Annotated in this window: 17 protein-coding genes; 5 read left to right on the top strand and 12 right to left on the bottom strand. The window is 74.6% G+C overall.

Going from position 1 to position 24,561, the window contains the following annotated elements; translation table 11 throughout:
• Positions 1–185: 185 nt before the first annotated feature.
• The gene (locus ACFYZF_RS23935) at positions 186–1,304 is read left to right on the top strand and encodes a DUF4185 domain-containing protein (RefSeq protein ID WP_387024232.1); all 1,119 of its coding nucleotides are present in this window, start codon (positions 186–188) and stop codon (positions 1,302–1,304) included.
• Positions 1,305–1,386: 82 nt separating this feature from the next.
• On the opposite strand, the gene ACFYZF_RS23930 is transcribed toward ACFYZF_RS23935, so the two are convergent.
• Together ACFYZF_RS23930 and ACFYZF_RS23925 are read right to left on the bottom strand one after the other, a co-directional pair.
• Positions 1,387–2,949, bottom strand: a complete 1,563-nt coding sequence (locus tag ACFYZF_RS23930) for a WD40 repeat domain-containing protein (RefSeq protein ID WP_387024231.1) — start codon at positions 2,947–2,949, stop codon at positions 1,387–1,389.
• A 112-nt stretch (positions 2,950–3,061) separates the two neighbouring features.
• Positions 3,062–3,682: an L-threonylcarbamoyladenylate synthase gene (locus tag ACFYZF_RS23925; RefSeq protein ID WP_387024229.1), complete on the bottom strand. Its 621-nt coding sequence runs from the start codon at positions 3,680–3,682 to the stop codon at positions 3,062–3,064.
• A gap of 84 nt (positions 3,683–3,766) precedes the next feature.
• On the opposite strand from ACFYZF_RS23925, the gene ACFYZF_RS23920 reads away from it, so the two are divergent.
• Positions 3,767–4,168 carry a hypothetical protein gene (locus ACFYZF_RS23920; protein WP_387024227.1) on the top strand — a complete coding sequence of 134 codons (402 nt, stop codon included), beginning with the start codon at positions 3,767–3,769 and terminating at the stop codon, positions 4,166–4,168.
• Here the strand turns inward: ACFYZF_RS23920 and ACFYZF_RS23915 are convergent.
• From ACFYZF_RS23915 to ACFYZF_RS23900, 4 genes are read right to left on the bottom strand one after another with little or no spacing between them, the layout of a single operon-like run.
• Entirely contained in the window at positions 4,143–4,433 is a 291-nt protein-coding gene (locus tag ACFYZF_RS23915; RefSeq protein ID WP_387024225.1) for an acyl carrier protein, read from the bottom strand. The genes ACFYZF_RS23920 and ACFYZF_RS23915 overlap by 26 nt on opposite strands.
• A complete protein-coding gene (locus ACFYZF_RS23910; protein WP_387024223.1) occupies positions 4,433–7,504 on the bottom strand; it encodes an amino acid adenylation domain-containing protein in 3,072 nt (1,023 codons plus the stop codon). Before ACFYZF_RS23910 ends, ACFYZF_RS23915 begins: the two co-directional genes overlap by 1 nt.
• A gap of 23 nt (positions 7,505–7,527) precedes the next feature.
• Positions 7,528–9,033 (bottom strand): class I adenylate-forming enzyme family protein, encoded by a 1,506-nt coding sequence (locus ACFYZF_RS23905; protein ID WP_387024222.1) that lies wholly within the window; start codon positions 9,031–9,033, stop codon positions 7,528–7,530.
• Positions 9,030–14,702, bottom strand: coding sequence for an amino acid adenylation domain-containing protein (locus ACFYZF_RS23900; RefSeq protein WP_387024220.1), 5,673 nt, complete (start codon positions 14,700–14,702; stop codon positions 9,030–9,032). The genes ACFYZF_RS23905 and ACFYZF_RS23900 overlap by 4 nt, the downstream gene beginning before the upstream one ends.
• Before the next feature lie 138 nt (positions 14,703–14,840).
• Between ACFYZF_RS23900 and ACFYZF_RS23895 the strand changes: the two genes are divergently transcribed.
• The 3 genes from ACFYZF_RS23895 (at position 14,841) to ACFYZF_RS23885 (ending at position 19,308) form a co-directional block, all read left to right on the top strand.
• Positions 14,841–17,687 carry a condensation domain-containing protein gene (locus ACFYZF_RS23895; protein ID WP_387024218.1) on the top strand — a complete coding sequence of 949 codons (2,847 nt, stop codon included), beginning with the start codon at positions 14,841–14,843 and terminating at the stop codon, positions 17,685–17,687.
• Between the two features lie 239 nt (positions 17,688–17,926).
• Complete coding sequence (locus ACFYZF_RS23890; protein WP_387024216.1) at positions 17,927–18,565, top strand: hypothetical protein; 639 nt, start codon at positions 17,927–17,929, stop codon at positions 18,563–18,565.
• 143 nt (positions 18,566–18,708) lie between these two features.
• Positions 18,709–19,308, top strand: coding sequence for a hypothetical protein (locus tag ACFYZF_RS23885; RefSeq protein ID WP_387024214.1), 600 nt, complete (start codon positions 18,709–18,711; stop codon positions 19,306–19,308).
• Positions 19,309–19,356: 48 nt separating this feature from the next.
• Here ACFYZF_RS23885 and ACFYZF_RS23880 read toward each other — a convergent pair whose 3' ends face one another.
• The 6 genes from ACFYZF_RS23880 to ACFYZF_RS23855 all read right to left on the bottom strand — a co-directional run bounded on the left by ACFYZF_RS23880 (position 19,357) and on the right by ACFYZF_RS23855 (position 24,469).
• The gene (locus ACFYZF_RS23880) at positions 19,357–20,451 is read right to left on the bottom strand and encodes an RICIN domain-containing protein (protein ID WP_387024212.1); all 1,095 of its coding nucleotides are present in this window, start codon (positions 20,449–20,451) and stop codon (positions 19,357–19,359) included.
• A gap of 98 nt (positions 20,452–20,549) precedes the next feature.
• Positions 20,550–21,185, bottom strand: a complete 636-nt coding sequence (locus ACFYZF_RS23875; RefSeq protein ID WP_387024210.1) for a S26 family signal peptidase — start codon at positions 21,183–21,185, stop codon at positions 20,550–20,552.
• Entirely contained in the window at positions 21,182–23,050 is a 1,869-nt protein-coding gene (locus ACFYZF_RS23870; RefSeq protein WP_387024208.1) for an ABC transporter ATP-binding protein, read from the bottom strand. Before ACFYZF_RS23870 ends, ACFYZF_RS23875 begins: the two co-directional genes overlap by 4 nt.
• Positions 23,047–23,586: a TlpA family protein disulfide reductase gene (locus ACFYZF_RS23865; RefSeq protein ID WP_387024206.1), complete on the bottom strand. Its 540-nt coding sequence runs from the start codon at positions 23,584–23,586 to the stop codon at positions 23,047–23,049. The genes ACFYZF_RS23870 and ACFYZF_RS23865 overlap by 4 nt, the downstream gene beginning before the upstream one ends.
• The gene (locus tag ACFYZF_RS23860) at positions 23,486–24,163 is read right to left on the bottom strand and encodes a MauE/DoxX family redox-associated membrane protein (protein WP_387024205.1); all 678 of its coding nucleotides are present in this window, start codon (positions 24,161–24,163) and stop codon (positions 23,486–23,488) included. Before ACFYZF_RS23860 ends, ACFYZF_RS23865 begins: the two co-directional genes overlap by 101 nt.
• Before the next feature lie 105 nt (positions 24,164–24,268).
• Complete coding sequence (locus ACFYZF_RS23855) at positions 24,269–24,469, bottom strand: hypothetical protein (RefSeq protein WP_387024203.1); 201 nt, start codon at positions 24,467–24,469, stop codon at positions 24,269–24,271.
• Positions 24,470–24,561 lie beyond the last annotated feature (92 nt).

Genomic DNA, 24,561 nt, shown 5'->3' with positions numbered 1-24,561 from the left:
CAACGACGTCCACGTCGCACTATCCACCGGCACCACCTTCACCCCCACCACCAAATGGCACGACTTCTTCGGCCTCCCCGGAGAAACCACCCTCTGAACCCCCCACCACCTGAATCGCCTCGCCGTCTTTCCCGGGGAGGCACCGAGTGCGCCCGGCCGGACCGGCCGGGCGGGAAGGAACTGACATGGCACTGGACCGTCGTGCATTCCTCGGCAGGGTCGCCGCGGTCGCCACGGCCTCGGCCGTCGCGCCGGCCCTGGCCTTCCCCGGCCCGGCCCAGGCCGCCGCCTGGAAGAAGCGCCTCACCGGCGCCGACCTGGACACCAACAGGCGGTGGCAGGTCGCCGGCACGGACCTGGGCATCCCGTACGTGCTGGAGAACGGCTCGATCGGGTACCTCTTCGGCGACACCTTCAACACCCCGTGGCCCGAGGGTCCGCCGCTGCCCAACGACTGGCGGTCCCCGGTGATGCTGCGTTCCAACGTCCACCCCGGTGCGCCCGGGGGGATCGTCTTCGACAGCGCCGCGCGAGTGGCCGGCAACGGCCGGGCCCCCGAGATCATGCACAACGGTCACCACGGGATCGGGATCGACGGGCTGTGGGAGGTCAGCGTCATCCCCAACGACGGGATCAGCTTTCCCGAGACCGGCCGCCAACTGATCTCCTACATGAGCATCGAGAACTGGGACTCCGCCGGTCCCGCCGGCCCGCACTGGCGTTCGCGCTACGCCGGCCTGGCCTATTCCGACAACGGCAACGACTTCGTCCGGACCCCGCTGAAGTGGTGGAACAACGGCAACAACACCGACCCGTTCCAGATGTGGACGATGCAGCGCGACGGGGACTGGGTCTACGTCTTCTCCGTCCGCGCGGGTCGTCAGGACGGCCCGATGATGCTGCGCCGGGTCCGCTGGGACCGGCTGTTCTACCCCGAGTCGTACGAGGGTTGGGGCTGGAACGGCAGCAACTGGGGCTGGGGCAGGCCCTGCACCCCGATCCTCAACGGCCGGTTCGGCGAACCGTCGGTACGCAGACTGCACGACGGCACCTGGGTCATGTCCTACGTCAACTGTGTGACCGGCTGCATCGTCACCCGCACCGCAGGCGGGCCGGACCAGGTGTGGACCGCCGAGAAGATCCAGGTGTTCCCGTGGCAGGAGCCCGCGCTGTACGGCGGCTTCATCCACCCCTGGTCCGGCAGGAACGCCAACGAGCTTCACCTGATGGTCTCGAAGTGGACCAGGGGGCCCGACAACCGCAGCACCGCCTACCACGTCAGCCAGTTCGTCGGATCCCTCTGAACCATCCGAGGTCGCCGGGCGGCGACGGTGTGCCGTCGTCCGCCCGGCGGCACTCGACGCGGGACCGGATCGCGGTGGTCGGTCAGGAGGCGCCTTCCGGCGCGGCGAGGGACCGCAGCGCCGGCCTGAGGCGGATCTGCTCGACCGCACGGTCGTAACCGGCGAGCATCAGGAACGAGTCGTCGCCGACGCCGACCTGGCACATCGACCGGATCCAACCCGTCGAGCCGGTCAGCAGGCCCAGCAGCGACGCGGTGCCCAACGAGCCCCGGCGCGTCCCGCTCGCCGGATCCCACAGGGTGACGCCGATGCCGTCCCCGGCTGCGGCGAGGAGCACCTCGCCGTCCATTTCCACCACGCAGAGCGCGTAGCGGGGGGCCTCGTCGTGGAAGGAGCCGAGGCGCTCGCCGCCGTCGGGGTCCCACAGGACCACGGTGCCGTCGCCGGCCGCCGAGGCGAGCCGGGTCGTGCCGTCGACGGTGACCGCGCAGACGGCGTTGACGCCGCCCTGCTGGGCACCCAGGTGTCGGACCAGTCGCCCGTCGGCCGGGTCCCACAGCCGGACGGTGCCGTCGGCGTATCCGGCGGCGAGCAGGATCCGACCGTCCACCGGCACGGTGCACAGCGCCCGGACGACCCACCGCGCCTGCCGGCCGACGACCCGCACCTGGCGACCCGTCTCCGGTTCCCAGATCCGGATCCGGCAGTCGTCCCCGCCGGAGGCGAGCAGGACGGTGTCGCCGACCGGCACGGCGCACAGGGCGTTGACCGGGCCCAGGTGTCCGGCGAGGGCGTGTACCGGCTGGCCGGTCTCGGGGTCCCACAGGTGCACGGCGTCGCCGTAGCCGGCGGAGGCGAGCAGCACCCGCCGCGGCGTCTCGATCGCGCAGGCGGCCCGTACCAGGCCGGGGGTGAGGCGGTCGAGGAACTGGCGGAGCCTGTCGGGGGCCGGGTCCGGCAGCATGCCCGACAGGTCGGCGAGCACGCCGCCGGAGCCCATCGTCCGCAGGTGCTCGCGGGCGCCCGGGTCGCCGATCCCGACAAGGTGCCCGATCCCGCCGTACGCGGCCCGCTCGCGGCCGCCCACGGTCACCGGCGTCACGCAGGCGTGCCACGGCCTGGTCCACGCCAGGGTCGTGCCCGCGACGAGGGTGCCTCCCGCGACGAGGCCGCCCAGCAGCGCGCCGGGCCACCGGTGCGCCGACTGCACGCCCGGCATCACCTCGACAGCGGCGAGATACCAGGCCGCCGGCACCACGAACCGCGCCGCGAGCCGGGCCACGCCGAGCACGTCCGGCGGGAACGGCTCCGCCCGCAGCGCGCGACCACCGCCGCGCAGCAGCGAGAACAGCACCGCCAGCGTCACCAGGATCCCACCGACGACCGCCGCCGGACCGGGCTCGCCGGTGAACGCGGCCAGCAGGACGAACGCGACGGCGGTCGAGAGGAACCCGCGGATCCACGGCGCGGCCCGGGAGAAGGCGACCCGGGACAGGCCCAGGGTCAGGGCCGAGCCGACGGCCGTCACCACCGCGACCGCCGCCAGCGGCCAGAATCCGTCGACCCGCAGGGCGTCCGGTTGCGACCATCGCACCGCGATCAGCACCAGCAGCGTCGCGACGACCGGCAGGATGAGTCGCACCATCGGATGACCTCACAGTCCGCGTCCCCGGCCCGTCCGGGGATCGATGAGCTTTGAGCGAATGCCGGTCCGATTGTGCCGAACGGCCGCCACCGTGCGGTGCCGGCCGGTCGCGCTACGCGAAGCGGGACGGGTCCCCCGCGCCGACGCGGACGACCTCGGGTTCGCCGTCGGAGAAGTCGACCACCGTGGTCGGTTCGGTGCCGCAGTCACCGGAGTCGACGACCGCGTCGACGACGTGGTCGAGGCGCTCTTTGATCTCCCAGCCCTGGGTCATCGGTTCGGCATCTCCGGGCAGCAGCAGCGTGCTCGACAGCAGCGGCTCGCCCAGTTCGGTGAGCAGCGCCTGGACGACGGAGTGCTCGGGGATGCGGACGCCGACGGTCTTCTTCTTCGGGTGCAGCAGCCGGCGGGGCACCTCCTTCGTGGCGGGCAGGATGAAGGTGTAGCTGCCGGGGGTGGCCGCCTTCACGGCGCGGAACACGGCGTTGCCCAGGTGGACGAACTGGCCGAGCTGCGCGAAGTCCCGGCACACCAGGGTGAAGTGGTGGCCGCTGTCGAGGTGGCGGATCTCCCTGATCCGGTCCATGCCCTCCTTGTTGCCCAGCCGGCAGCCCAGGGCGAAGCACGAGTCGGTCGGGTAGGCGATCAACCCGTCCCCCCGGACGAGGTCGACCACCTGGCGGATCGTCCGGGGTTGCGGGTTGTCGGGGTGCACGTCGTAGTACTTCGCCATGGCGGCAGCTTAGGCCGACGCCTGGCGGTGTCGTCTTCCTGACAGTGCTGGATCCCCCTGCGGGTAGACCTCCATCGTTGTTCCATGGTGCTTCGACCGCCCCGCGCCGGTGGGTACGACGGCGTGCTGCGCCGCCCCCCGATGCCCGGCCCCGTGCTGGCCACCGTGCTCGCCTTCGCGCTGCTGGCGCTGCTGTTCGCGCTGGCGACGGTGCACCGGCTGCTGGCCGAGGACGGCTCCCTCGGCGCCGCCGTGTTCTTCGCCGCCATGGCCCTCACCTGCGCCTTCGTGGCGTTCAGCCTGTCCGGCCGCCGCCCCTGGGCGGCCTACCCCGCGTATGCGTCGTCCGGGCTGTTCGCCGTGGCCTCGCTCGGGATGTTCGGCGCGATCACCATCGTCGGGGTCGGCCTGTTGGCCTGGGTGCTGTGGGCCCTGAACTCCCGGTCCGCCCGGGAGTGGCTCAGCGGCCGTCACCGGCTGCGCTGACCACCGCCCCCGCGTCGTGCGGGCGGGCCGCCTCGACGACCGCCACCAGGTCGTCGAGGGTGTCCAGCCGGTGGCCGGGTTCGGTCAGCTCGACCTCCACGCCGTACTCCAGTTCGATCGCGTCGACCAGGCGCAGCAGGCCGAGGGAGTCGACGCCGAGGGCGACCAGCGACCCTCCGCCGAGGATGTCGGCGGCCGGCACGTCACCCCCGGTGGCCTCGCTGACCAGTGCGGCGACCCGCGCGCGCAGCTCGGTCGTGCCCATCAGAGTTCCTTTCCGGACTGTCGGACGATCTCGGCGATCTCCGCGATCGTGGGGGTGTCGAAGAAGGCGTCGAGCGGCACCTCGACGCCGAGCCGCTGCTGGATCCGGCCGCTGATCCGGGTGATGGTCAGCGAGTGCCCGCCCAGGTCGAACAGGTCCTCGTGCACGCCGATGTCGGGGATCTTCAGCACGTCCTGCCAGATCTCGCGCAGCGTCGCCACCACCGGGTCGTCGTCGGCCGCCGCGTTCCCGGCGACGATTCCGACCGGCGCGTCCCGGGGCGCCGGCGCGGGCAGCGCCGCCCGGTCGACCTTGCCGTTCGGGCTCATCGGGAGCCGGTCCAGCAGCACCCAGTCGGTGGGCAGCACGGCCGTCGGCAGGCTCAGCGCCAGGTGCCGGCGCAGGTCCGCCGGGTCCGCGACCGCGCCGGCCCGGGCCACCACGTACGCCACCAGGCGGGCCTCGCCGTCGCCGTCGGCGCGCAGCGCCGTGGTGGCCTGCGCCACCGCCGGGTGCTCCAGCAGGCGGGCGTCGACCTCGCCCAGCTCGATCCGGTACCCGCGGATCTTGACCTGGTCGTCGGCCCGGCCGAGGAAGTCGAGCCGGCCGTCCGGCCGCCACCGGCACCGGTCGCCGGTGCGGTAGAGCCGCCCCTCGCCGTCTCCGAACGGGTCCGGCACGAACCGTTCGGCGGTCAGGTCGTCGCGCCCGAGGTAGCCGTCGGCCAGCCCGGCGCCGGCCAGGTACAGCTCGCCGGGCACCCCGACCGGCACCGGCCGCAGCGCCTCGTCCAGCAGGTACGCCCGCACGTTCGGCAGCGGGCGGCCGATGGTCACCTCGGCCGGGTCGGCGGGGACGTCGGCGGCGGTGGCGTAGATCGTCGCCTCGGTCGGGCCGTACCCGTTGACCAGCTGGGTGGTGCGGGCCCGCAGCTCCCGGGCCAGGGCGACCGGCAGGGCCTCCCCGCCGGCGAGGGCGACCAGCGGGCCCGCCGTGTCCAGGCCCGCCTCCAGCAGCACCCGCCACCCGGACGGGGTGGCCTGGACGTGGGTCACCGCGGCATCGCGGACCAGCCGCAGCACCCCGGGGCCGTCCAGCGCGCTCACCGCCGAGGCGACGACCACCCGGCCGCCGGTGACCAGCGGCAGGAACACCTCCACCGCGGAGATGTCGAACGACGGCGAGGTGAGGTGCAGCCAGCGGTGCCCGGACCGGCTGTCCAGCAGGTCCCGCATCCCCAGCAGCAGGTTGGTCAGCGCGCCGTGGCGTACCGCGACGCCCTTCGGCCGGCCCGTGGAGCCGGAGGTGTACAGCACGTACGCCAGGTCTGCGGCGGTCGGCGCGTCGCTGTCCCGGGTCGGGACCGGGCCGGCGAGCAGGTCCACCCCGTCCAGGGCGAGTTCGGGCCGGGCGTCCTGCGTGCCGCGGGACGCGGTCACCACCAGCGCCGGGTCGGCGTCGGCGAGGACCAGGTCCCGCCGGGCCGGCGGGTGGCCGGGGTCGACCGGCAGGTACGCGGCCCGGCGGCGCAGCACCGCCAGCATCGTCACCACCGTCCGCCAGGACCGGTCCAGCGCGACCGCGACCAATGACCCGGGGCCGACGCCGCGCTCGCGCAGCAGCACCGCGAGCCGGGCGCTGGCGGCGTCGAGCCGGGCGTAGCTGAGCGTGACGTCGCCGTCGACGACGGCCACCGCGTCCGGGTCCGCCGCGACCCGGGCCGCGAACAGTTCGGGCACGGTGTCGCCGGGGTACGCCCGCGCGGTGTCGTTCCAGCCCCCGGTGACCCGGTGCAGCTCGTCGGCGGGCAGCACCGGCAGGTCGCCGACCTGCCGGCCGGGGTCGGCGACCACGGCGGCGAGCAGGGTGCGCAGGTGGGCGCCGATCCGGGTGACCGCGTCGGTGTCGATGGCGGCGGGGCTGTGCTGGAGGCTCACCGTGATCCCGGTCGGGCCGTCCACGATCTGCACGTGCAGCGCGTTGCGGGCCGCGCCGCCGAACAACGTCCAGTCCACGTCGGTGGCCACCCCGGGGAAGGCCGGCTCGGCGCCGCGCCGCCGGTAGCCGACCGAGACCCCGGTCAGCGCGGGCGCGGGGCGCAGCCCCGACACGGCGTGGGCGAGGGGCACCGCGCGGAACCGGTACAGCTCGCGCAGCCGGGCCCGCACGGCGCGGGCGTGGTCGGCGAAGGTGCCGGCGACCGGGTCGGCGGCGACGGGCAGCTCGTTGACGAACAACCCGATCCGGTCGGCCTGCGCGGCCGTGCGGGTGGACAGCGTGACCCCGACCGGGACGCCCCGGTTGCCGTACCGGGCCAGCAGGGCGTGCACCGCAGCGAGCAGCAGCTCGAACCGGGTCACCCCGAGCGCCCCGGCGGCCCGGCCCACGCCGTCGGCCAGGTCGGCGGGCAGGTCGACGTCCACGGCGGCGCCCGGTTCCGCGCCCGTGGGCAGCCGGCGCAGGCCGGGCAGCACCACGTCGCCCGGGCCGGACCAGTGCCGCGCCCAGTACGCGCGGGCCGCCGGCAGGTCGACCGCGACGCGTTCCCGCTCGGCGGACGCGTCCCCGGCGTACCCGTCGAAGTTGGGCGCGGCCCGCGCCGGGAGGTCGGCGAGCGCGGCGGCGTACGCGTCGGCCAGGTCCCGGGCCAGCACGTCCTTGGACATCCCGTCGAACCCCAGGTGGTGGACGGTGACCAGCAGCAGGTGCCGGCCGTCGGCGGCGGTGAGCAGCGTGAACCGGGACAGCGGGCCGACCCGCAGGTCGTGGGGGCGGGCCAGCTCCCGCGCGACCCGGTCGTCGGTCCACTCGCCGAAGGCGACCGCCGGCCGCACGTCGGCCGGCGCCAGCCCGGGGGTGCCGTCGGCCTCGGTGACCACCCGGGTGCAGAGGACCGGGTGCCGGTCGGTCACCGCCGCACACGCCTCGACGAGGGCCCGGCGGTCCAGGTCGGCGGCGAACCGGACGCCGAGTGCCATGTGGTACGCCGTGCCGGCGACCCCGGCCTGCTCGGTGAACCAGACGGCGTGCTGCGCGTATGTCGCCTCGGCGGTGCCCACATGCTCTCCCATGAATCGCGGTCCCGTGCTGGTGGTCAGTTGTCGAACAGGCCGGCGAGCTGCCGCTTGAGCACCTTGCCGCCCTCGTTGCGGGGCAGGCCGTCGAGCAGCAGCAGCCGGGCGGGAAGCTGGTGGTCGGCGAGCCGGTCGGCGAGGAAGCCGCGCAGCACCGGCAGGGTCAGCCCGTCGGTGACGGCCTGCGGCCGGGGCACCACGGCGGCGGCGACCGCCGACCCGAGCACCGGGTGCGGCACGCCGACCACGGCCGCCTCGGCGACCAGGGGGTGCTCGTGCAGCGCCGCCTCCACCTCGAGGGAGGAGATCTTGAACGCGCCGGACTTGATGACGTCCTGGTGCCGGTCGGTGAGGTAGAGGAAGCCGTCGGCGTCGATCCGCCCGACGTCGCCCATCCGCACCCACCCGTCGCGGAAGGTGGCCCGGTTGGCGACCTCGTCGCGGTAGTAGGCGCGGGGGTACGGGGCCCGCAGCCACACGTCACCGGTCGTCCCGGGCGGCAGCGGGGCGCCGTCGGCGTCGGCGACGCGTAGCTGCCCGCCGACCGGGCGGCCCACCGCGTCCCGACGCGCCGGGTCGTAGATCATCGTGGTCTGGGCCGGTGCCGCCTCGGTGGAGGTGTAGTAGTTGACGATGGTGGCCTGCGGGAACGCCTCGGCGAGCCGGGCCGCCACCGCCGGCGGCAGCGCCGCCGCGGTCGACCCGATCAGGTGTACGCCGGCCAGGTCGCGGCCCCGCAGCGCCCCCGAGTCGAGCAGCTCGATCGCCATCGACGGGACGACGAACAGCGTCCCCGTGCCCGGGGTCTCGACCAGCCGGGCGAACCGGACCGGGGTGAACGCGGGCAGGGTCAGCGCGCCGGCCTTCGCGGTCAGCGCGTTGAACAGCATGGTCTGCCCGGCGTTGGTGCCGATGGGGAACGCGTGCAGGAACCGCTGCGAATGGCCCAGCGCCAGCCGCCGCGGGTTCGTCGACACGCCGACGGTCAGGTTGGCGTGGCTCGCCCCGACGCCCTTCGGGCGGCCGGTGGTGCCGGAGGTGTAGAGGATCTGCGCGAGGTCGCCGGGGCGTACCGTCGGCAGGTCGGCGTCGGTCGCGGGCCCGGCGGCCAGGTCGCCGGCCCGCCACACCGGCAGCCCGGCGGGGGCGTGCGGCGCGGCGGTGTCGTCGCCGTGCACGACGGCGGCGGCCGCGCAGTGGGTCAGCGCGTGGCCGAGCTGCCCGGCGGCGAGCCGGTCCGACAGCGGCACCGCGACCCCGCCGGCCCGCAGCACCCCGCAGTACGCCACGGCGAACCGGGTCCAGTCGCGGGCGCCGAACACCAGCCCGACCCGGTCGCCGGGGCGCAACCCCCGGCGGCGCAGCCCGGCGGCGACGGCGGTCGTGCCGGCGGACCACTGGGCGAAGGTCAGCGCGGCCACCCCGGCCACCTCCACCGCGACCCGGTCCGGGTGCAGGCCGGTGCGCCACGCCAGCAGCTCCGGCACCGTCCGGGCGGCCGGTGGGCCGCTCGTCGTCGCGGTCACCGCCGTCCACCCCCGGTCCCGGCGACCTCGGCCCGGCGCTCCCGGCCACCGCCGGTGACGGTGGCGCGGGCTTTCGTCCCCCCGACGTCGACGGTGGCGCGGGCCTGGCGTTCCTCGATGCCGACGAGGTCGTCCGGCGGCGCGTCGGGCACCTCGTCGTCGAACCGGGACAGCACCGGCGTGGCCAGCGCGACCAGCGCGGTCAGCGCGATGCACACCCCGAACACGACGTACAGCAGGCCGTGGCCCCGGCCGGGGCCGACGCCGATCACCGCGCCGACCGTGCCGGCCAGCGCGCCGCCGGGCAGCAGCAGCGGCTCGGTCACCTTCGCGGCGAACGGGGCGATGAGGCCCCAGCCGAGGGGCATGGTCGACCAGGCGATCATCTGGTTGAGCGCGAACACCCGGCCGTGGAAGCGCGGCGGCACCTTGGTCTGGATGATCGTGTTGTAGACGCCGTTGACGATGCCCAGCGACAGGTACATGCCGAACGCGCCCGCGCCGACCAGCAGCGGGTCCGGCCGCAGCCCGGTCAGCACGGCGGCCACCGCGATGCCCAGGGTGCCCAGCAGCACCGCCCGCATCCGGCGGCGGCTCGGGCCGCCCCAGACCAGCATCACCAGGCCGCCCACGGCCGCGCCGACGCCGCCGGTCAGCGCGATCCGCGCCACCTGGTCCAGGTCGGCGAAGCCGAGCACCAGCGGGGAGAGCAGGTACAGCGCCGGGAACAGGAACAGGTTCAGGGCGGCGAAGAAGGTCAGCATGGCGCGGAACTCCCGGCGGCGTAGCGCGTAGCGCAGCCCGGCGACCATCTCCTCGCCGAGGCCCTCCCGGCGTTGCAGGGCCAGGGTTCGGGGGAACCTGATGAGCCCCAGCACCCCGATCGCGAACACGTACGACGCCACGTCGATGAGCAGGATGCCGCGCAGCCCGACCGCGTCCAGCAGGGCGACCGCGACCAGCGGGACGGTGAACTGGGTCAGGCCCATCGCGGTCTGGGTCACCCCGTTGGCGTGGCCGAGGAAGCGCTTGGGCACCAGCTGCGGCACCGCCGAGACGAACGCGAGGCGTTGGAAGGCCAGCGCCACCGACAGCCAGGCCACCAGCGGGTAGAAGTGCCACACCTGCGCCCGGTCGGCCAGCACCAGGGCGGCCAGCACCGCGTTCGCGCCCCCGGCGGCGACGCCCGCCGCCAGCAGTACCCGCCGCCGGCTGGTCCGGTCGATCAGAGCGCCGGCCAGCGGGGCCACCAGCAGGCCGGGTAGCAGGCCGAGCACCGCGAACAGGGCGAACCGGGCCAGCGACCCGGTCTCCAGGTAGATCCACAGGGGGATCGCGAAGTTGGTCAGCGCGGTGCCCATGCCGGAGACGACCTGCCCGGCCGCGACCAGCCCGAAGCGGCGCATGCTCGGCTCCGGCGCCGTCGCCGGCCCGGCGGTCGGGGCGTCCGGCGTGCCGGGTGGCCCGGCCGGCTGGCGGGAGACGGCGACCAGTTCCCATGCGGGCTCCGGCCCGACCGCCCCGCCGGCCGGCTCAGGGCCGGTCGGGTCGGCGGTCCCGGTCCGTCCGGAGGCCCCGGCCAGCCCGGCGGGCGGTGCGGGTGGGACGGGCGAGTCGACCTGCCGGTGCACGGTCGTGACGATCTCGGCCAGCTCGCCGGCCCGGTACTTCAGGAAGTAGTGCCCGCCCTCGTCGATCACCGCGAGCGCGGTGCGGTCGGTGAGGAAGTGCCACTCCCGGAACCGCTCACTGTGATAGTCGGTGCTGCGGTCCCGCTCGCCGACCACCGAGACCACCGGCGCCCGCAGCGGGGTCACCCGCTGGCGCATCAGCTCGGTGAAGTACTCCTCGGAGACCCGGGCGTCGTGGCGCATCGCCCGGATCAGGAACGCCACCTCGTTCGGGTCGAGGGAGCCGACGGACGTGCCCTGCGCCTGCAACCAGGTCCGGTAGATCCGGTCGCTGCGCATCCGCTCGGCCAGGCGCAGCCGCAGCAGCGGCCCGAGCAGCCCGTCGGCCGGCCGGCCGAACGGGAACACCGCGCCGAGGTACACCGCCTCCAACTCCCGGCCGGCGGCCTCCAGCAGCCGGGCCACCTCCACGGCGAGGGCCCCGCCGGGGCCGCAGTGCCCGTACAGCACCAGCGGGCCCTCCACCCGGGACAGGATCTCGGCGGCGACGTCGGCGGCGACCTCCTCGACCGGCGCCGGGTCGTCGGCCAGACCGATGTCGTGGCCCGGCATGGCCACCGACAGCAGCCGGTACCCGGCCGGCAGCGCGTCGGCCAGCGGCTGGTACACCACGGCGCTGCCGCCGCCGTACGGGACGCAGACCAGCGTGGCGACCCGGTCCGCGGCGGCCATCGGCGGGGTCAGCTCGTGCAGCAGCCCGTCCGGCCCGGCCCCGCCGCCGGTCGCCAGGACGGCCAGCTCGCGGACGGTCCGGTGCCGGAACAGGTCCATCACGCTGACCGTGCCCGTCGCGCCGCCGTCGACGCTCGGCAGCTCCCGGCGCAGCCGGGCCACCACCTGGGTGGCCAACAGCGAGTGCCCGCCGAGGTCGAAGAAGTCGTCGGTGGCACCCACCTCGGCCACCCCGAGCACGGCCTGCCAGATCCCGGCGATCAGCGTCTCCACGGGCCCGACCGGCGGCACCCGCTCCCCGGCGGGGAGTTCGTCGGTCGGCTCCGGCAGCGCCCGCCGGTCGACCTTGCCGTGCTCCTGCAACGGCAGCCGGTCCAGCACCACCCAGCGGCCGGGCACCATGTGCTCGGGCAGCCGGTCGGCCAGGAGCCGGCGCAGCCCGGCCACATCCGGCGGCTGCGCCCCGGGCGTCGGCTCCAGGTACGCCACCAGCCGGTCGTCGCGTAGCAGCACCGCCGCCTGACACACCCCCGGGCAGTCCCGCAGCGCGGCCTCGACCTCGCCCAGCTCCACCCGGTACCCGCGGATCTTCACCTGGTGGTCGCGGCGGCCGAGGAACACCAACTGCCCGTCGGCGCGCCACCGGCCCAGGTCCCCGGTGCGGTAGAGGCGTGCGCCCGGCGGGCCGTACGGGTCGGGCACGAACCGCTCGGCGGTCAGGCCGGGCCGGTTGAGGTAGCCGCGGGCGAGGCGGTCCCCGCCCAGGTACAGCTCGCCGGGCACCCCGACGGGCACCGGCCGCATCCGCTCGTCGAGCAGGTACACCCGGGCGTGCGGCAGCGGCCGGCCCGTCGGCACCGGGCCGGTGGCGGGCCCGCCGGCGCCCACCTCGTACGTGGCGACGCCGACGGTGGCCTCGGTGGGACCGTAGTGGTTGAACACCCGGGCCCCGCCGGCGGCGGCCAGCGGCACGATCCGCTCCAGGTCGGACGCCTCGCCGCCGAGGATCAGCCCGCGGGCCGGCAGCAGGTCGCCCGGACCGGTGTCGGCGGCCAGCGCCGCCAGGTGCGACGGGGTGATTTTCAGGTAGTCGATCCGATGGGCGCGCAGCTGCTCGGCCAGCTCCGCCCCCGTGCACCGGCGCTGCACCAGGTGCACGGTCCCGCCGGTGGCCAGCGCCAGGTAGAAGACGGTGACGGCGAAGTCGAACGACATGGACTGCATCAGCGCGTACCGGGCGGCCGGGACGACGGCGAACCGGTCGGCCACCCCGTCGAGGTAGCGCAGCACCTGCCGGTGCGCCACCGCCACCCCCTTCGGGGTGCCGGTGGAGCCGGAGGTGTAGATGACGTACGCCAGGTTCCCGCCGGTCGCGCCGGTGGGCGGCGGCGTGTCGGGCCCGGCGGCGACCTCCGCGGTCACGGCGTCCAGGGCGGTTGCCTCGACCCCTTCGGGCAGCCGGTCGCGCAGCTCGGCGCTGGTGAGCACCACCGCCGGCCGGGCGTCGGCGAGCATCAGGCCCAGCCGGGCCGGCGGCTGCTCCGGATCCAGCGGCAGGTACGCCCCGCCGGCCCGCAGCACGCCGAGCAGCGCCACGGCCAGCTCGACCGACTGCTCCAGCAGCACCCCGACCAGCGCGTCCGGGCCGACGCCGCGCCCGCGCAGCCAGTGCGCCAGCCGGTTGGCCCGCCGGTCCAGTTCCCGGTAGGTCACCGCGTCCGCGCCGCACACCACGGCGGGGGCGTCGGGGGTCGCGTCGACGTGCGGGGCGATCAGATCGGCGAGGGTGACCGCCGCCCCGGTGACCCCCGGGCCGCCGGCCCCGGCCCCACCGGCCCCGGGCTCGGCGCGGCCGGCCTCGTCCTGGTCGGGCCGGGCCAGCGCCAGCACCTGGTCCCGCTCGGCGGGACCGAGCAGGTCCAGGTCGACCACCGGCAGGTCCGGCTGCGCGACCGCCGCGCGCAGCAGCGTGTCGAGGCTCGCGGCCAGCCTGGCGATCGTGTCCGCGTCGAACAGGTCAGTGTTGTAGACGAACATCCCGCGCAGCCCGTCGGCGGTCTCGCTGACGTACAGCGACAGGTCGAAGCGGGCGGCGGCGGCGTCCGTGCCCAGGCTCTCGGTGCTCAGCCCCGCCGGCCACCGGCCGCCCGTGCGGGCGTAGTTCTGCAGGGTGAACAGCACCTGGAACACCGGGGAGCGGCTGACGTCCCGGGGCACGTTCAGCTCCCGGACCAGCCGCTCGAACGGGATCTCCTGGTGGGCCAGGCCCTTCACCACGGTGCCACGGGTGCGCCGCAGCAGCGCCGCGAAGCTGGGCTCCGTGCCGGGTGAGTCGACGCTCGCGCCCACCGGGGAGAGGTCGACCCGCAGCGCGAGGGTGTTGACGAACAGGCCGATCAGGTTCTCCAGCTCCGGCACCACCCGGCCGGCGACGGGGGATCCGATCGCGAAGTCCCGCTGCCCGCTGTGCCGGAACAGCACCGCCTGCAGGCCGGTGAGCAGGGTCATGTAGAGGGTGGCCCGGTGCGCCCGGCTCAGCCGGCGCAGCCCGTCGGTCAGGTCGGCGTCGACGGCGAACCGGTGGGTGCCGCCGGCGTACGACTGCACGGCCGGTCGCGGCCGGTCGGTGGGCAGCTCCAGCGGCGGCACGCCGGCCAGCGCCCCGGCCCAGTAGGCGAACCCGTCCCCGGTCGCCGGGCCGTCGAGGCGGATCCGCTGCCAGGCGGCGTAGTCGACGTACCCCGTCGTCGGGGCCGCCGGCGCCGGCCCGCCGTCGCGCAGCGCGGCGTAGCCGGCCGCCACCTCGCCCAACAGCAGGTCCAGCGACCAGCCGTCGCTGACGATGTGGTGCATGGCCAAATGCAGGACGTGGTCGTCCGCGCCCAGGCGGACCACCGTCGCCCGCAGCAGGGGAGCGGCGCCGAGGTCGAACGGGGTACGCACGGACGCGGCCACCAGCTCGTGGGCCTCCGCCAGCGAGCTCGCGCCGGTGACGGTGACCGGCACCCGCACCTCGGGCAGCACCTCCACCACTGGCTCGCCGTCGGCGTTCTCGGCGAAGCGCATGCGCAGGCTGTCGTGCCGGGCGGCGGTGCCGTCCAAGGCAGCAGACAGCAGTTCGATCTCCAGGGGCCCGCGCAGCCGGGTCGTCGACCAGACGAGGTACGCGGCGGTGCCGGGCGTCAGCTGCTCGGTGAACCAGATCCGCTCCTGACCGAACGACAGCGCCGGTCCCGCGGCGATGTCGGGCGGCGTCGCGGGCGACGGGAGGGGGATGGCCCGCGTCGGTAGGTCGAGATTCGTCACGCGGAAGCCTTCACACCGGTGTCGGACAGGAGCCCGTAGTCTGCATGCTGCAAACGGGGCATCGCGTCGTCTGATCGGTCCACGGTGGAGAATCCGATCGACCGACCCCGGGCGGCACGGCCCGTCGTACGGTCGGGGATGCGATTTGCCGATGCCGTGGTGCCCGCCGAATGGGCGGACGAGATGCTGGTTCACGCGCCCTTTTCCGGTGCCGACGCCGGCACGGCGCCGCTGACCTGGGCCCAGCAGGTGACCTGGCGGGCGAACGCCCGACACGGCTCCAACCACCACTTCCTCAACCTGCGTCGCACGGTGCCGGTCTCCGCCCGGGCCGGCGCCGACACCGAGCGCGCCACCCGGGCGCTCGGCGCGCTGGTCGGCCGGCATGGGTCGCTGCGCACCCGGGTCCGCACGGTCGACGGCGAGCACCGCCAGGAGACCGCCGCCACCGGGCACCTGCCGCTGCTGGTGCTCGCCGGCACCGGTGACGGCGCGCGGGACGCCCGGGACGCCGCGGACCGTCTCGGCGGCGTGGCGTTCGACCATGCGCGGGAGTGGCCGGTGCGGGTCGCCCTGGTCACCGTGGACGGCCGGGTACGGCAGGTCGTGCTGGTCTTCAGCCACTCGACCGTCGACGCCCATGCCGCAGAGGTGGTCCTGCGGGACCTGCGGCTGCTCCTGCTGCGCGGGCGGATCGACACCCCGCCCGGGCCTCAGTCGGTGGACGTGGCCAGGCTCCAGCACGGCGCCGAGGGACGCCGCTCAGAGCGGGCCGTGGCGTACTGGCTGCGGGAGTTCGCGGGGCTGCCCACCGAGCCGCTGCCGCCGGGCGGCCCCGGGCTCACCCCCCGGCTGCGCCGGGGAGTGCTGGTCTCCTCGGCCGTCGACCTGGCGGCCCGGGCGATCGCCGCCCGGCACCGGGTCAGCACCTCGGCGGTGCTGCTCGCCGGCGTGACGGCGCTGGCCGCCGCCCGGTCCGGGCGGGACCGCTGCGGCCTGTTCCCGATGGCGCACAACCGGTTCCCCGCCAGGTACGCGAACGCGGTAGCGAACCTCGGGCAGATCGGGTTCGGCGTTGTGGACGTGGCGGACCGCCCCGCGTTCCCGCTGCTGCTGTCCCGCGTCTGGCAGGCGTCGCTGAACGGCCTGCGGAACGCCTTCTACGACCCCTCCGCGCTGCGCCGGGGTTTCGTCGACGCCGACCGCGACTACGCGACCGCATTCCTGCCGCACTACTATTTCAACGATGTCCGGCTGCCCGCCGGCACCGCGGTTGCCGCGCCGGAGGTGACCCGTCGCGACCTGCGGGCCGCCATGGCGCGCACCGGCTTCTCCTGGGCCAGGGGGCTGGACCGGGCGTCCTGGCACCTGCTGACCCACGTGGTCGACGAGCCGGGCGGGGTGGGGTTGACCCTCACCGTCGACACCCGTCACGTCGCGGTCGACACGGTCGAACCGTTCCTGCGCGAGCTGGAGGAACTGCTGGTGGAAGCGGCATTCGCCGAGGTGTCCTGGCCGTCGGCGGTCCCGTCGGCGGCTCCGGTGGTGGCGGCGGGGCCGCCCGTGGTGCTCCGTGCCGAAGCCGGCGAGGAGGTGGCGTACGCCCGGTTCGCGGGCGGCCGGGTCGGGACCGGCCCGCTCACCTGGGGCCAACGGGCGATGTGGCGGGCCGTCGAGGAGTTCGAGTCCCCGAGCCACAGCGTGCTGAACCTGCGCCGCGTCCTGGCCGTCTCCCGGCGGGCCGACGTCGACGTGGCGCGGGCCGTGCGGGCCGTCGCGGCCCTGGTGGACCGGCACGAGTCGCTGCGTACCCGGGTGTGCTCCGTCGACGGCGAGTTGTACCAGTCCGCCGCCCCGGCGGGCCGGCTGCCCGTCCTGGTACACCCGGTCCCGGACGCCGTGGTCGATCCCGACGGCCGGACCGCCGCCGCGGCCCTGGCCGACCGGCTGGGCGCCCCCCGCTTCGACCACGCCGCCGAGTGGCCGATGCGGGCCGCGCTGGTCACCGTGGACGACCGGGTACGGCGGGTCGTGCTGGTATTCAGTCACTCCACCGTGGACTTCCACGCCACCGAGACCGTGCTGCGGGACCTGCGGATGCTCGTGCTGCGCGGTTCGCTGCCCACCCCGCCCGGACCGCAGTCCCTCGACGTGGCCGAGCGGGAGCGGGACGGGGAACGGCGTCGCGGCGACCGGGCGGTGGCGTACTGGACGCGACAGTTCCCCGGCCTCACGGTGGGCCTGTTCGACCAGGTAGGACCCGGGCTCAACCCCCGGTACCGTCGGGGCTCGCTGGTTTCCGAGGCAGTGCATCACGCGGCCCGGCTCGTCGCCGCCCGGCACGGCGTCAGCAACGCCTCAGCCCTGCTCGCGGCGACCGCCGCCGTGCTCACCGCCGACAACGGCGGGGACGTCTGTGGCGTGTTCACCATGGCGAACAACCGGTTCCAGCCCGAGTACGACGTCGCGATCAGCAAGCTCAACCAGATCGGGCTCTGCCGGCTCGACCTGGCCGACCGGCCTGGGTTCGCCGAGTTGCTCTCCCGCGCCCGTGGGGCGTCGCTGGACGCGTACCGGCACGCCTACTACGACCCGGCCGAGCTGGATCGCGCGTTCGCCGAGCGGGGGCTCGACTACCGCACCGCCCTGGCCCCGTTCTGCTACCTCAACGACATCCGGTTGCCGCACGCCACCGACCCCGAACCGGTCGGCCCGGACGAGGCTGCCCTTCGGGCGGCGGCGGGCCGCAGCACGTTCCGCTGGCTGGAGGAGCTGGACCGGTTCGCCTGGCGCTGCCGCCTCCAGGTCATCGACGCACCCGGCGCGGTCGAGCTGGCGATCACCGTGGACACCCGCTACCTGCCGCCGGAGCGCGCCGAGCGGTTCCTGCGGGCCGTCGAGGCCCTGCTGGTCGAGGCCGCCTTCCGCGACGTGCCCTGGCCGTGGTCGCCGTCGCCGGCCCCCGCCTTTCCCCGGCAGGGCTGACGGGTGGCGCGGGTGTGGCGGCGGGTCGCCGGCATGCCCGCGCGCCTGGGCCGGCAGCCCCGGTGGCCGAGCTGTCGCCTTGACGAGGTCTGATTGATCCGGCCTGGCGTCATCTGTCAAAGACCGGTGCCCGCGACGGTATCTCCGCTCGCCGCTCCGGCTCCTGAAGCCATGACCACACCGACGCGGGGCCGGAAAACCCCCGGGCCGGTCACCTCCGTCGATGGGAGACAGTTGTCATGGCTTTTCTGGGTAGCCGTGCCCGCCGCGTGGCGGTGGCCCTGCTCGCCGGCACGGCCCTGGCGAGCCTGTTGGCCGCCACCGCCACCGCCGCTCCACCGGCTGTGAAGCCGGACCGGGTCATGGCCGTCACCGACGTCTGGATGCGGGACGTCGCCACGGACGTCGGTCTCCAGCCGCACTCGGGCAGCCCGATCTGGGCCAGCCCCGACGTCAAGATCTGCCCGACGGCGGTGGAGTGCGCGACCAGCGGGAACGCGATCGTCGGCGTGACCAACTACATCTCCGTCACGCTGCGCAACCCCGGCCCGTACGGCTCGGGCATCGACAGCGGGGTGCTGCGGTTCTACCGCACGACCCCCGGCGGCAGCCTGGCCTGGCCGATGGGCTGGCTGCCGGTGGCGGCGGTGAGCGTCGTCGCCGCACCGGGCGTCACGACGGTGAGCGTTCCGTGGGGCGGCGTCCCCGGCCCCGGCCACTTCTCCCTGCTGGCCGTGTGGGAGTCCCCGAACGACCCGTTGCCGTTCCTGACCGCCGACATTCTGACCAACGTCCGGAACAACAACAACATCGCCTGGCGCGACCTCAACTCGATCAACCCGTTCACGGGTGGGCCTCCGGCCCCGGCGTCTGATTGATCCGGCCTGGCGTCATCTGGACAACCGCCACCCCCGGTGTCGGTATCTGCGGTCGGTCGGCCGGCTCCTGAAGGCATGACCACGCCGGCGCGGGGCCGGAAAACCCCCGGGCCGGTCACCTCCGTCGATGGGAGACAGTTGTCATGGCTTTTCTGGGTAGCCGTGCCCGCCGCGTGGCGGTGGCCCTGCTCGCCGGCACGGCCCTGGCGAGCCTGTTGGCCGCCACCGCCACCGCCGCTCCACCGGCTGTGAAGCCGGACCGGGTCATGGCCGTCACCGACGTCTGGATGCGGGACGTCGCCACGGACGTCGGCCTCCAGCCGCACATGTACAACCCGATCTGGGCCAGCCCCGACAACAAGGTCTGCCCGATGGTACCGCCGTGCGCGACCAGCGGGAACGCGATCGTCGGCGTGACCAATTACATCTCCGTCACGCTGCGCAACCCCGGGCCGTACGGCTCGGGCATCGACAGCGGGGCGCTGCGGATCTACCGCACGTCCCCGGGCGGTGGGATGGCTTGGCCGACGGACCTGACCTGGGTCGCGACGGTGCCCGTCGTCGTGCCGCCGGGGGCCACGACCGTGGTCGTTGCGTGGGGCGCCGTACCCGGCCCCGGGATCTTCTCGTTGCTTGCCGTGTGGGAGTCCCCGGACGACCCGTTGCCGCTGCTCACCCCGGACCTACAGGCCAACGTCCGGTACAACAACAACATCGCCTGGCGCGCCCTCCAGTCGGTCTAGCCTTCGCGGGCGGAGCGCCGGCAGGTGCCACCGGGTGGAAACCCGGCGTCATCCGGTGCCGGGAGGGGGCGCCGGCTCGATGCGGAAGACCTGGCCGCCTCTGCCCACGCAGCGTCCCAGCACCGCCTCGGTCCCCACCGTGGTGCCGGAGTCGCTGATGCCCACACACCCCTGGCCCGGAAGGCGGAGGACGTAGGTGTTGCTGTCGTACGAACCCGACGGCTCGATCCGGAAGCGGCTGCCGCGTACGCAGTCGTCCCAGGGCTCCAGGAGCCCGGCGCCGGGCCCCGCGGTCAAGCCCACCAGACAGCCCGGACCGTAGTCGGGGTGGTCCCACCTGATGCGGTAGGTCCCGTCTTCGGTCGGCTGGAGCACGGTCGTCTGCGGCCACACCTCGCCGCACGACCGCTGCACCGCCACCAAGGGGGTGTACCGGCGGTCCAGGACACGGCCGTCCGTCAGGCACAGGTCGGGTGCGGTGACGGGGCGGATCCGGACCTCCCGGAGGAGGTTCGTGGGCAGCGGCGGGGCCTGCCGGACGGCCGTGCCGGTCGACGCCCGGCCCGTGATTGCCGTCGGGTCGGGCCATGTGTCCCGGGCCGACGTCGTCGCCAGCAGCGCTCCGACACCGATGGCCAGCAGGCTCGCCAGTAGTGGCGTGACCAACGGCGGAGGGAACCAACGTCCCGCCGGCCACCACCGGGCCGCCGGTGTACGACGGCGGGTGTAGCCGCCGGAGCGACCATCCGTGGTCGCGGTCGGGCCGTCGTCCGGGGCCGGGTCGGGCCGGTCACCGGCGGGGGGCGCGGGCGGACCCGGTGGCGGTTTTCCGGGCGGCACGGGTTGACCCGGTTGCTCCCCGGCCGCGTCGAGCCGGTCCCGTGCGCACCGCCACTGTCGCAGGTGTTCCTCTGCCCCACACGCCCGCACCAGGGCATCGAGCAACTCGGCGCGTGGCGGGGAGTTGCCGCGCAGGGCGGCGGCGGTGGTGCTCCGGGGCAGGACGTCGCCGCGTGCTGCCGCCCGCCGTTCCAGCTCCCGGTAGGTGTGGCCGGACCGGTCCTTGAGTTCCCGCAGCAACGCGAGGAACTCGGCCGTCGTGCCTGCCTGGTCCGGCCGAAGGTCCGCTCCGGCTGTCGTCACGTCCCAAGCATATAGATCATGACCGATTCGACGCCGTCGGCGATCTGACAGATACCAGCTGCTGGGGGCCCCGGTATCCGGTCATGTCCCGGCTCGCGTCACCCCCGGAGCGGGTTCCGGCCGCCCGACAGCACCGCGCCGAGGACGCGTTCCGTCGGGAAGAGGCCCAGCTGCCGCGAGTCCACACTGTCCGCGCGATTGTCGCCGAGCAGCACCAGCCGGTCCCGGGGCACGCTGCGCCCCCCAGACCCGTCCGGCGGTGCCGGCAGGCCAGTCGGCATCGGATCCCCGGCCACCGCGGCGACCCTCTTGATCATCCAGATCCGGTTGGCGATCACCGCCGCCGAGGCGCCTCGGGGCAGCGGTGGCAGACGCCAGCCGTGCGCGGGCCGTTCGATCACCACCACCTGTCCCACGGCGGGTGTCCCGGCCCGGCGTACCAGGACCCGGTCGCCGTCGCCGTAGGCGGGAAGCATGCTCGTGCCGCGCACCGTGACGGCGACGAAGTGCCGCCGCAGCGCGACCGAACCGGCCCCGACCAGCGCGACCGCGAACAGGCCGCCGGGGAGGGCCGCCCACGGTGTTTCCAGCGCCCCGAGTGCGACGACGGCGCCGAGCCCGCCGGCGGCGAGTCCGGGCGTCGCCCGTCGCCACCTGATCCGGCGACGGATGCGGCGGGCGTCCGTGGCGGTGGGCGGCCGGGGTCGGAGCTGGTGGGTCTGCCCGCCGGTCATGCCTCCTCCCTGCCCACGGCCGACGCCTGGTAGCCGGCGGCCTGGAGGGTGAACAGCCGGGCGTACTCCCCGCCGGTCGCCATCAGCGTGACGTGGTCCGCCTGCTCCACCACCCGCCCGTCGCGGAGCACGACGATCACGTCGGCGTCCCGCACCGCACCGAGCCGGTGCGAGATGAGCAGACTCGTCCGCCCTCTGCGATGCCGGCGCAGCGAGGTGTGGATCCCGTGCTCGGCCTCGGCGTCGAGCCCGGACGACGGCTCGTCGAGGACCATCAGGTCACGCTGGTCGCGCAGGAACGCCCGGGCCAGGGCGAGGCGTTGCCACTGGCCGCCGGAGAGGACGGTACCGGTCGTCTGGTCCTCCCTGTCCCGCTCCGAGAAGAAGATGCGGGACAGCATGGTGTCGTACCCCTGCGGCAGGGCCGCGACCTCGTCGTGGATGCCGGCGCGCTCGGCGGCGACCCGCACCCGGTCGTGCTGTTCGCGCAACGCCAGGTCACCGAGGCCGATGTTGTCCGTCGCGGTCAGGTCGTAGCGCATGTAGTCCTGGAACACCGCGCCGATGCGCTGCCTCAGGTGCGTCACGTCGAACTCCCGCAGGTCCACACCATCCCAGAGGACCGCGCCGCGGGTCGGGTCGTAGAACCGACACAGCAGCTTGACCAGGGTGGACTTGCCGGCGCCGTTGAGCCCCACCAGCGCGACCGACCGGCCTGCCGGGATCCACAGGTCGACGCCCCGGAGCACCCATGGGTGCTCCTCCGAGTAGCGGAACCACACGTCCCGCACCTCGATGCCGTGACGAAGCGGCGGCAGCGGACGCGGCGGCGTGGCGGCGACCAGGTCGTTGCCGGCCCCGGTCACCGCCGTGTAGTGCTCGAAGACGAGCAGCGCCTGGTGCGCCCGCGCCACCTCGCCCGCCAGGGCGGTGAGCGCGCCCTGCACCCCGGCCACGCCGGCGACGAGGACGGTCAGGTCGCCGACCGACAGCCTGCCCGCATGCGCGGCGGCCACCGCCCACAGCAGGCCACCGCCGGCCACCAGCGCCGCGAGCAGGCCGAGGCCGGACTGGATCCAGCTCTCGCGCCGGTCGACGGCCCGCTTCGCGGCGTTGGCGGCACGCCGCTCGGCGATCATCCGGCCGCGCAGGTACCCGCCCGTGCCGAACAGCCGGATCTCCTTGGCCGCCTCGGCGCTGGACAGCAGGTCGCTGTAGAAGAACTCGCGCCGTTCGATGCCGCCCACGGTCCAGAACATCCGGGCCCGTCGACGTGACAGCGCGATCTCGGCCACCAGGACCGGCACGCCGGCTCCCAGCACGACGAGCGTCAGCAGCGGGCTGAGGACGTACAGGGAGCCGAGGAAGCCGACCACCGTGATCGCGCTGCGGACACCACCGAGCACGCCGTCGACGATCTGGCCGGGTGTCCCTCCGGCGGCCTGCTGGGCCAGGCGGAGCCGGTCGAGAAACCCGGGGTCCTCGAAGCGCCTCAGCCCCGCGAAGTCGTCCACCGCCGCGAAGAGCCGGTCCTGGGCCACCAGCCCGACCGACCGGTCCAGCTCCGCCCGCAGGTACGTGGTCAGTTGCGGCGTCACTGCGGCGAGCGCGCCGGCCCCGGCGAGCCCGAGCGCGAGCCCACCGAGCCCACCGAGTCCACCGCGCGGGCCGCCCCCGACCAGCCCGTCCAGGATGAGCTTCGTCAGCCACGCGGCGAGGACCGGCAGCGCCCCGCCGGCCAGCATCACCACCACGTACACCGTCAGGGTTCCGGGGGCGGTCCGGGCCGCCAGCGCCCAGGCGGGACGGATGCCCCGCGCGGCCCTGGTCGGCCCGGTCGCCGCCCGGTCGGTTCGCCCGCTCATACCAGGGCGGCTGGCTGGTCTAGGGCGAAGTGGTCGTCGGTGACGACGAGCCGGCCGTCGTCGTCCGGTGCCACCGCGAGCACGGTGGGGAACGCCCGCGTCTTGAACGCGAGGCTCATCGGGCCGTCCGGGTTCTCGAGCACCACCCGGACGACCGGGGAGAGCCGGCTGACGAAGTCCGCGGCCTGTTCGGCGTCCCCGACCACCACCGCCAGCGCCCGCCGGTCACCACCGGTCCGGGTCCGCGCGTAGTCGATGAAGGTCGGCAGCTTCTCCTTGCACGGTTGGCAGGTCGGTGAGAAGAATCCGACGACCGTCTCGCCGGTCAGCGACTCCCGGTCGAGCGGCCGGTCGTCCACGGTGACGGTGCTGAACTCACCGACCGCCTCGCCGGCGACCAGGGACGCCGGCCCTCCGCCGAGGTTGCCGAGCAGTTCAGTGTGCTCGCGGAGTCGCTTGATGATGCCCATGCTGAGCAGCAGGTTCACGGTGGCGATCAGCCCGACGAGGGTGAGGGCCGCGACCAGTACCGGCATTCTTGGTACCCCTTCTGTGCGGTTGCGGCCCGCGGCGAAGGTCGGGGGCCGGGGACATCGGGTGGAGCAGTTCGGCAATGTCGTCCCCGGCCGCCACCAGGAGTCCCAGGACCGTGCCGGCGACGGCGGCCAGTGCGGCTCCGCCGAGGTGCGTCGGCGTCGGTTCCAGCGTGGCCGGCGCGGCGGCTGCCGCGAGGGCGGCGAGGACGGCGTTGCGGACCACGTGGGGGAGACCGAGGGCGACGGTGGAAGCGCCGAAGCAGCGGCAGGCGGTCCGGGTGCCCCGCCGTAGCGAGACCGCGATGCCCGCGCTGAACACCAGGAGCAGCGCCGCCGCCACCAGCAGGCCGGCCACGCCGGTCACGGGCAGCGGAACAGCCAGCAGCGTCCAGACGGCGAACTCGACCGCGACCACGGTGCCGGCGAGGGGTCGTACGGTGCGGGTGGGCGCCAGCCCCAGGTCGCGGATCGACGCGGCGAAGGTCTCGAACGCCCCGCGACCGGTGACCTTGCTCAACGAGGAGACCAGGAAGACCGTGCCGAGCAGGAACCGGATCCCGATCGTCAGGTACTGCACCGAACCTCCTGAGCCGTGGGACGGATGGGCCGGGCCCGGAGGCGTACCGGTGCCCGGGTGGGCCGTGCCGGCGGATCGCAGAGCCCGCCGGCACGGCCCGCGCGATCAGCAGAAGCAGCTGTAGGAGCCGCCGTTGTTACACGTCGAGCACGGGGCGTTGTAGGAGCAGTTGCCTCCGTACGCCTTGTTGCACTGCCAGCAGGCGGGCCAGGACTTGCAGGCCGCCGTCGTCGCCGCAGCCGCCTCGACCCGAGGGACGAAGAGGCCGAGGAGCCTGCCGCCCAGCGCTTCGATCTGTCGGTACATGTTCACCTCCGTGGTGATTTCGGGCTGTAGAGCCCAGGTGCCGGTTATGTGGATAACCTTCATGCACGGCGGCATCGATCGTCTTGGAAAAA

The organism is Micromonospora sp. NPDC001898 (assembly GCF_042891255.1).
Taxonomy (GTDB): Bacteria; Actinomycetota; Actinomycetes; order Mycobacteriales; family Micromonosporaceae; genus Micromonospora.
This window is presented reverse-complemented; position numbering and strand designations above follow the sequence as displayed.